Source organism: Bradyrhizobium sp. P3_C3 (assembly GCF_056402655.1).
On the sequence record NZ_JBFUGY010000103.1, the window covers coordinates 1 to 7,121 of the forward strand.

Genomic DNA, 7,121 nt, shown 5'->3' on the forward strand with positions numbered 1-7,121 from the left:
GTCACCGGCACGCCGATGCAGGCTGACCATCCCGCGGTCGAGGGTCCTTGGCCCTGAGGCATGCCGCCCGGCTGACCGGCACCGCTGAAGCACGCCGATACAGTCACCGGCACGCCGATGCAGGCTGACCATCCCGCGGTCGAGGGTCCTTGGCCCGTTCCTTGACCCTGAGGCATGCCGCCCGGCTGACCGGCRCCGCTGAAGCASGCCGATACAGTCACCGGCAGGCTGAGACAGGCCGACCATCCGGCGGTCGAGGGTCCTTGGCCCTGAGGTATGCCGCCCGCCTGGCTCCACAAACCAGCGATCGAGGCCCCTTGGGGGCTGCCGCCTGGTTGGCCGGAACCAGTCCAACAGGGAGGCACAGACACCGTGAAAGCGCCAGCGACGTTGGTGGGCCCGGAGGCGGGCTGGTAGGGAGGTTGCATCTGCCCACCGGCTGCGGACCAGCCGGCCGCAACGGCCATCTCGATCGGCCGAGCTAAAAGCCCAGCCTCTTCGTTCAATTCTGTTGGCCTCTCCACGATCTTCAGGTCAACGTCTTCGATCCGCATACCGAATTCAGCGAGAACGGAATTCGGGTTTTGCCGGAGCTTCTCGCGGAACGTGGGATCCGACCACGCCTTGGCCACCACTTGCGGCCAAGTCCATTGGTCTCCTTCAGTTCGCGACGGTGTGTGGGTTGTGTTTTCGGGCATGCTCCCTCCTAGAATTGCTCTGTTTCGGGGTCTGCTGAAACGACAAGATCATACTCCGCAAACGTCGCAGATACTACCTAAGCGTTTGTGCTTCAAATGGGCTGATTTCAACTTCAGCGATAAATTAGTCTAGCGAAGACGACCGCAAAAATCGGGGAAGGTGCAAGATTCGCGTTGCGTGTCCAGTATCTTGATTGTCGCCACGCTGGCAGCGACCGCTGCGACGGTTTCATCCCGGTTTTCACTAGACTGCGACCATCGTCAGGCTGAGACGAATCGTCGCAACCCAACTACCATGATGCAATAACTCATGACAGCCGTCGCGAGACCGTGCCTCTGTCCTAAGGTTCCTGGAACGGCTGGCGTACTGACCTTTCGTTCGGACGTTTTTTAATGCAGGCATAGCAAGTTAAATCGCTCGAATCTGACGTGCGATCTGGATCTCCGGAATCATGCTGCTGTAGCTCAAAAATAAGCGGGAAATATAGACTAAACCAGACTCTGACATTGTGGGTTTTTTCTTAGTATGTCTGTCGTCGGTGTCGATGCCGCTAGCATTCTTTTGCGTGTTCGCTTCGTTTACGTCGCGATAACTGAGAGATCCTGTCTACAGCTATGAACCAGTCGTGGAAGATTTTACGGCGGCATCAAGATAGATCCCGCGCGGTGTCGTTCGTATTGCTGAGGACGTAATTGCCAACGTACCGACAAGCCAGCTTTGACCTAGCCACTCTTTTGATGGCACGCCGCTAAAACCTTATCCACACCTCTGCGCAAGGACAATGCGAGACGCGGCGATGGCCCATCGGTGCATTCTTGTTTACGGGTGGATGTCATACTGTGCCGCCCAGTGGCCAATATGCAACTCTGGGGAGATAAGAATAAGCGCGCGCGACTGTACGATCTTGTTTGGTCAAACCCCCTCACTCACCTCGCAAAGCAGTCCACGGTTTCAGTTCCCACACTGAAAAACACCTGCACCAAATTCGACATCCCGGTCCCGCCAAGAGCCACTGGGCCCAGCTCCAGGCGGGCAAGCCGGCGGCCAGGGCAGTGCTGCGTCCGCGCGCGCCCGGGATGAGCGATGAAATCCACCCCGGCGCGCGCTACTATTGGCAGAGGTCGCTGACCGAGGAGGAACTGCTGGGTCCATTGCCCGAGCGGCCCGAATTTTCCGAAGACACGGCGTTTGTTCGCGAGCGGGTCCGCAAGATCATCGGGACGGTCAAGGTCGGCAGGGTGCTGACCTTGGGGCATCCGGCCGTCTCAAAACTTCTCGCCAAAGACGAGGCGCGCCACGAGAAGCAAAAGACAGCCACCTACACTTTTTCCTGGGAGAAGCCGGTCTTCGATACCCCGTTTGAGCAACGGCGACCTCGGCTGCTCAACGCGCTGTTCCTAGCTGTGGTCCGGTGCGGCGGAAAGCCTGAGGTGAGGGGCACGAAGCCCGGGAAATCACCATCACCGTCCACCAGACTGCAGTCTTTCTCACCCTCGATCGGCCGAAGGTGGCGCGGCGGGGTGTCAGCCAGAGCGGTCACCCGACCGGAGGCAAATCCGATCCGCTTCGACTTGCCATCGTCGAAGGTTATCAGCGCGAGGCGGAGCGGACGGCCTGGCAGGATACCGAAGACGCGCCGCTCGAGCACATGATGGCGGACATCGCTGTCGAGATCGTCGCAGTAGCCGAGCTCCGGTACCGGGAAGGCTGCGTGCGGCGGTTCGAATGGCGGGTAAAGCGTAAGCCCGAACGCGAACAGGAGATAAGGCAGCATCAGATCGAGCTGGAACGGCAAGAACGGGAGCGCCTGCAAAGCTGGAGCAGGCCCGAATCGATCGCCTTCTGGACGAAGCCGCGACGCTGCGGCGCGCCACCGACATCCGCGCCTATGTCTAGGCGGTCAGACAGGCAGCTGGTGGAGGACGTATCGCTAAAGGATGCGCGGCTCGCCCGTGATGCGGCGCGTCTAGCTGCCCGGACGGCGCGAGGCACGTCCACACATATGTCCATCGCAGCCCCATCCCACGGCCGAGGATATGTCGGCTGTCAGGGGTAGATCGGACCTGACTTAAACCCGGCCAAACGGTCGCGATTGCCTCCCCAGCAGACATTCCGTTCGTGCCGGTGCTCCATTTTGGAGATAATATGCCCAGCATTGCGAGGCGAGGGAAGAGAATGAATGAAGATCAAACCATTCGAGCGGCTTTGGATCATCACTGGGCAGCGGTCATGTGCCCTTCTGCGAGGAATGTCCGCTCTTCCGCTGCTCTTGAGGGTTGATCGGACTCGGTCGCGGCCAGGCGCATAAGGAGACGCGCTAGTCAGAAACCATAGAAGCAATCGACGATGCTGAAAACCTCACTCCGCGTTCGTTGGTAAAGCCCAGTTTCGCGAGCTCGTCGGCGACCTCACGTAGTGAGCGACGGTGTCCCTTTGGTGATCGTCGGCGTAGACGCTTTGCTGTGGCCACCAGCTCAGGATTGAGTTCCGCCCAGCTTTTCCGGCCTTCCACCTTTCCGATTGCCTCACGCTTGCGCTGACGCGCGGCGCGGAGCTTCGCCACCGTGGTTGCCTTCTCGAACTGTGCGATGGCACCAAGCACTTGGCGGACTAGCACTGCCGTTGGCGTGTCCTCTATGAAAAAGTCTGGCGAGCTGGCTGGGATCAGCGCGATGCCGAGACCGCGGAGATGGTCGTGTCCGGCTAGTTGGACCGCCAGGTCACGGGCGAAGCGGTCCGGACTCTCGACTAGTATCGTCCTGATACCATTGCCGGCGATGCGATCGAGCATGGCGGCGAAGCCCGGTCTCTCAGCAATCGGGTCTGCACCGCTGACCGCCGCATCATAGAACTCGCCCGCGAGCTCATACCCGTTCGCCTTAGCGAAGCTCTCGATAGCGGTCCGCTGGCGACGGTCGCTGTCCTTGTCGGCACCAACATTGGCTGCCGATGACGTGCGAAGATAGGCGATAGCTTCAACCCGTTTTCCTTTACCAACCATAACGTTGACCTACACATCTGTCCGGTTTTCTTGAGAAAGCGCGCCATCGGCTGCAGGCTGACCGCCGCTCGCCAAGATTATGTGAGTCGTGAAAGAGGGAAGGGGCCAAGCCAGAACGTCGACGGAACGGGGCTCCTCCAACTTGGACGTACCAAGTCGATGAAATGTGAGCCAAATCTCAGAACCAGAGTAAGAAGGCTCATACCAAACTACGGTAGCAATCTACGGATCGGCGGGGAGTTTATCGAGAGGATCGCGCCTGGCGCCTTTACAAAGACAATCGCTAACGGCGATGTGGTTGCTCTGCTCGCGCACGATTGGGGTCGCGTACTCGGCAGGCAATCCGCGGGCTCGCTCCTCCTGAAGGACACAGCGCTTGGATTGGCCTTCGAACTGGATGCGGACGTCACCACCCCATCTGGTCAAGAAGCTCTCGGCACAGTGCGTCAACGTGCAGTGAAGGGCTGTAGCTTCGGTTTTCGAGTCCTTTGGGACGATTGGTCCGATGACGGTCCGATCCCGACGCGGACCATTCGTGAGATCGAATTGCATGAGATTTCGCTGTTAGCGAATCCGGCTTATGAAACTACCAGCGCGTGGGTCAGCTCGCGAGCCACCAACAACCAGGCAGCCCGTCGACGCGTCGAAGAGAAGATGCGCAAGCGCGGAATTCCGCTGACGTGAGTCGGGGAGGGGTGGGGCAGATCCCTTCCATCTTCGCCGTCAATTACCGGCGGCCTCCACTTACGTTCGCGATTGCTGCCCCGGTTCAAACAAAAATTTGGAGACCTGTGCGTGACCTCATCAAGACCACCAGCCCACCTTGAGCCATCAACCAAGAGGTGGTGGCGCTCGGTTGTAGGCGATTTCGACCTAGAGCCGCATCACTTGCGTTTGCTGCAACTGGCCGCAGAGGCATGGGACAGCGCCCAATCTGTGATTCAAACCGAGGGCATGACTTACGTCGACAGGTTCGGCTGCCCCAAACCACGGCCGGAAGTCGCTATTGAGCGCGACGCCCGTATTGGCTTCGCCCGCCTGCTCCGGGAACTGGCCCTTAATGGCGTGGACGGTCCAGAGGCGCCGCGCGCGCCTCGCACGGCTGATTACGGAAACCGCCGCTGATGCCGGTTCGCAAACGTAAGAATAGGAAGCATGCAGCGGCTGGCACGCTCGACGATTGGGAGTGGACGCTGGAAATGGGCTGGCCCTGCACAGGGGGCCTGGATGGAATCTGCGAACTCGACGAGCACGGCTATCCTGACCGAGAGGCGGCACGCGACGCTTGGCAGCGGTTCGGGGCGGAAATCATGACCAAGTGGCACGCGGAACATCCGAATGGATCGAGGTATAGTGTTTGGGCGCTGGAGCAGTTCGGCGAGCCACCACGCTAATGCCCGCCCGGGGGAAACGAGATCGGCGGCGTCGCTCTGTGCACGTAACTCCCGCGGCGGTGGCGCTGTTTCGGCAGGGCTTCAACCTTTTGCGAGGCCAGCACGATCGGCATGAGTTGCACGACCTGAAAATCGCATTGGCCACCGCGCTGGGCCGGTCAAAGTTCGCCGCGTGCCCGTTGGACCCTGAACCGAGATCGCTGATTGGATGCGCCCGCGAACCTGTCGAGGTTGTGTTGGAGTTGAGGGCGCGGCTGAGCCTGCTGTCGGGAAAGCCGACGGCCGATTAAGTTGTCTCGGATTGATCTGTCGCAAAAGCTGACATCGGACCAAAGACTATATTGAGACCGGTTTATGGAGCTCTGCCATGATCATAGAGCGCTTATCCCAAGAGCATCTCAACATTGAGAAGCTGCTGGCCATCCTCGAGCGGGAACTCGAGGTGTTCGACCGCGGCGACCGTACCGACTACGAGGTCATTCACGCGGTTATCAGTTACTTCGAAGTCTACCCAGAAATTTATCATCATCCTCAGGAAGACTTGGTATTTGCCAAGCTGAGGGCACGAGATCCGGCTGCTGCTGCGAAGGTCGGCGATCTAGCTCGCGAGCACCAGAAAGGGGCCCAACTTTTACGCCGCGTCGCCCAGGCGGTCGACAGCGTTCTCGCGGAACGTGAGATTTTGCGCGAAGATGTGGATCTTATCGTTCGGGATTTTATCGCGCACGAGCGTCGTCACATGAGGATGGAAGATCGCGATTTTTTTCCCGCGGCACTTAAGGTTCTCAAGCCTCAAGATTGGACTGAGATCGCTTCAACCGCAACGAGTCACAATGACCCGCTATTCAGCGACGTTGCCGAGGAGCGGTTTGACACGCTGCGCGCACATATTTTGCGGCTTGAGCAGGAGGCTGACGCGGAGCGTAAGTAATCGCTATGGCGTCGCGCAATGCATTGTGCCGCGCGACGCTGAGGACGCTGAGGTCAAGCGCGCAAGGGAGAGTCAGAATTGGGCTGCGCCTTTGCTTCCGCGCTCACATACGCTTGTGGCCCGAAGCAGGAGGCTACGATGCCGCTCCACACCGACAATCTCGAATCGACCATGCGCTATGCATTGCTGACAACGCGTGCAATAGCCCTCTGTCCTTTCCATCCAGAAGTCATGATCCGCGTCGGAGACAGCGACGCCGAAACCCATGCTTATTACCGCGCCAGAAGCATCACCCGGAGTGACGGCACGTGTTGGGAGCGTGAAGATCTCATGGAGGAGATTGTGCGCCAACTCACGGATGCGGCCGACGGCGTGTGTCCTCGGTGTGCGCAGCTGGTTGCTTCCCATAACTGACGGGCCGCGCCGTCAGGACACCGGAAAAGGAAAACCGAGGCAAGAAACCTTAGTGTTGGCTAAATGAGGGAGGAACTGCCCGACAAGCGAAGGCGTGTGCCCAGAGGAAGAAGCCGATGACCTATTCGACTAACTTTCATGTCAAGACGCGAGGATCGGACTAAATTACAAACGTCGTGCCAAGATTGAGGACCATCTTTACCATCCACTGGCCCTTTATCGTAAAGGTCGTGGAGCTCGGGTTTGGTATCTCGAAATTAAAAAAGACGCTTCCGCTCTTATTAAACGCCGCGCCCGACAACGCATCAGGAAARAATGACACGTTTTGCGTGACGTCACCTCGGTGGCCCTTGACGTCCTTCAATGACCATGGACCGCTGATGTTGCGCATAAGTTGCGAATCTARTTGGAAGTCCGTGTCCGAAACACCGCTTCCAGAGATTGGTCCGGAGCAACCTAAAAGTGCTGCGATATTAGCTACTCTRCTGCCAATCTTAAACGATATCGATGCGGTGCCCKACGACGTGCGTACCCTCAGCACGTGCGCAGCAATAAACCAGTCGTCCGCCTTTGTGTCTGCTGCCACGGCCGCCTCCCGCTGTAACTGAAACCTCYCGCCAGCGACTGGAGATTAACCGTCCTGATGTCATACCCATGTGAAGAGGTTCACACGACGTAAAAC

6 protein-coding genes are annotated in these 7,121 nt (G+C 58.7%); 4 read left to right on the forward strand and 2 right to left on the reverse strand.

Features of this window, described 5'->3' with window-relative positions:
- Positions 1–2,017: 2,017 nt before the first annotated feature.
- On the reverse strand, positions 2,018–2,494 hold the full coding sequence (locus AC1DW2_RS43095; protein ID WP_477009133.1) for a hypothetical protein: 477 nt from the start codon (positions 2,492–2,494) through the stop codon (positions 2,018–2,020).
- 522 nt (positions 2,495–3,016) lie between these two features.
- Positions 3,017–3,700, reverse strand: coding sequence for a recombinase family protein (locus AC1DW2_RS43100; RefSeq protein ID WP_477009134.1), 684 nt, complete (start codon positions 3,698–3,700; stop codon positions 3,017–3,019).
- Between the two features lie 159 nt (positions 3,701–3,859).
- Here AC1DW2_RS43100 and AC1DW2_RS43105 point away from each other — a divergent pair, with 159 nt between their 5' ends.
- The 4 genes from AC1DW2_RS43105 to AC1DW2_RS43120 all read left to right on the forward strand — a co-directional run bounded on the left by AC1DW2_RS43105 (position 3,860) and on the right by AC1DW2_RS43120 (position 6,439).
- Positions 3,860–4,384, forward strand: a complete 525-nt coding sequence (locus tag AC1DW2_RS43105; protein ID WP_477009135.1) for an HK97 family phage prohead protease — start codon at positions 3,860–3,862, stop codon at positions 4,382–4,384.
- A 204-nt stretch (positions 4,385–4,588) separates the two neighbouring features.
- Positions 4,589–4,825, forward strand: coding sequence for a hypothetical protein (locus AC1DW2_RS43110; RefSeq protein WP_477009136.1), 237 nt, complete (start codon positions 4,589–4,591; stop codon positions 4,823–4,825).
- Positions 4,826–5,461: 636 nt separating this feature from the next.
- The gene (locus AC1DW2_RS43115) at positions 5,462–6,025 is read left to right on the forward strand and encodes a hemerythrin domain-containing protein (RefSeq protein ID WP_477009137.1); all 564 of its coding nucleotides are present in this window, start codon (positions 5,462–5,464) and stop codon (positions 6,023–6,025) included.
- A gap of 138 nt (positions 6,026–6,163) precedes the next feature.
- Positions 6,164–6,439, forward strand: coding sequence for a hypothetical protein (locus AC1DW2_RS43120; protein ID WP_282519164.1), 276 nt, complete (start codon positions 6,164–6,166; stop codon positions 6,437–6,439).
- The last annotated feature ends 682 nt before the right edge of the window (positions 6,440–7,121 follow it).